Origin of the sequence: Bartonella sp. CL63NXGY, assembly GCF_042194905.1 — a bacterium.
Classification (GTDB): Bacteria; Pseudomonadota; Alphaproteobacteria; order Rhizobiales; family Rhizobiaceae; genus Bartonella.
In genome coordinates this window covers 1-1,373 of sequence record NZ_JBHINK010000054.1, presented here as the reverse complement: position 1 = coordinate 1,373, position 1,373 = coordinate 1, and the positions used below count along the sequence as shown (strand labels likewise).

Here is a 1,373-nt window from a genome sequence, read left to right as displayed (position 1 = left end):
AGCCATTGCTTAAAGCGCAAGTAACGCATTCCACCGCCTTCAAAACGGCGCGATTGAAAATTCACGGTACCACTGAATATGTCACCCTCGGCATTGCGAAACGCCCACCCCGTTTTGGTACCTAGATCAAAACAAAGAATCGTGTTATTCACCACGCCGCTCCATACAAAATGTGTTTTAGAAGATTGCTCTTTTTACGAAAATGCTGCCGTAGATCCTGAAAATCCACCAGAAAAAGTGAATTTTTTCGCTCACTGTATTCGTTTAAAAAATGCTTTCAATCCACTATAGTTTTCCCAGGTACGAGATAGCTCTGTTGTTCCTCAGGACTTTTTTTAGCAAGATCTTCCCATGTCAGTGGCTTTAACCCCAATAAATGCCCCAATAACTCTTGAGACCTCGGCCAATAGTCTAGTTGTGCAAATGTAATGGTATTTCGTGGTATAAACCATTCTTCAAAAGCTCTAACAACTTTAATTGCTTGAATCTTTGTCTGCTCATCCCTCATTAATTGTTGCAATAATTCCTGCGATCTATCTTCTTGTTCATCTGTAATGGGATTTAGTTCTATAAACTCTCTTACAAGCGTACGAACAGCTTTAGAGACTTGAATATTTTCATAAATATTTTCATATGACATCACACATTCTTGCCCTTTAGTGCTTTTCTCTAAACATTCTTGCACGTTTGCTTGTAATTCTTGTAAATGTTGTATTTTCTCTTCATTTTCTGCTAGCTGTCCTTCCATCAACGCTTTTTGTGACGTTATTAACTCATTTTTTTCTGCTAGCTCTTTTCTAAGCCTTCGCACTCTTTTAGAAGAGTCATGAACAGCATAAAACGAAATCACATTCGCAATTAAGGAAATAACAATTGCTACTAAACTCATCTTTCTCTCCTCACTTACCCTTCTTCTTACTCTTCTTATTCTTATGAGGCGGCGCTTTTACTGCTTCATCACGCTGTTTAAGCTCTTGTGTTAGTCTTTCAACTTCCTCGTCGCGTGATTGCACATCTGCTTTTAGTGCCTGTATCTTTTCACTTTTCCGTTTAAACTCTTCTCGGTACGCATCTATCTTTTGTTTTAGTTCATCAATTTCCTCGTCACGTTCTTCAATCTCTTGCTTCAGTTCTTCAATTAGCTTGTCGCATTGTTCAAGATCCGCATCACATTGATCAATTGTCTGCTTGCTTTCCTTTAAATACCTAAACTCATTCTCTCTCATTTCTTTCTTAATATCTTGAACCTGCTCTTTAAGTGCTTTAACTTGGTTGCGATAATGCAATGCAATACGAAACATCACTCCGCTTAAGAGCAAAACTGAAACCACTGCTATCCATAAAATTTCATTCGAACTCATCTTTATCTCCTT

The 1,373-nt window shown here is 38.1% G+C and carries 2 protein-coding genes; both read right to left on the bottom strand.

Annotation, left to right across the window (positions count from 1 at the left end; genetic code table 11):
* Positions 1 to 277: 277 nt before the first annotated feature.
* Positions 278 to 889, bottom strand: a complete 612-nt coding sequence (locus ACFIK0_RS09130; protein WP_375642657.1) for a hypothetical protein — start codon at positions 887 to 889, stop codon at positions 278 to 280.
* A 10-nt stretch (positions 890 to 899) separates the two neighbouring features.
* Positions 900 to 1,361 (bottom strand): hypothetical protein, encoded by a 462-nt coding sequence (locus ACFIK0_RS09125; protein WP_375663876.1) that lies wholly within the window; start codon positions 1,359 to 1,361, stop codon positions 900 to 902.
* Between the last annotated feature and the right edge of the window lie 12 nt (positions 1,362 to 1,373).

Coding starts and splice junctions, on each gene's coding strand:
- ACFIK0_RS09130 (WP_375642657.1), bottom strand. CDS start 889: ATGAGTTTAGTAGCAATTGTTATTTCCTTAATTGCGAATGTGATTTCG.
- ACFIK0_RS09125 (WP_375663876.1), bottom strand. CDS start 1,361: ATGAGTTCGAATGAAATTTTATGGATAGCAGTGGTTTCAGTTTTGCTC.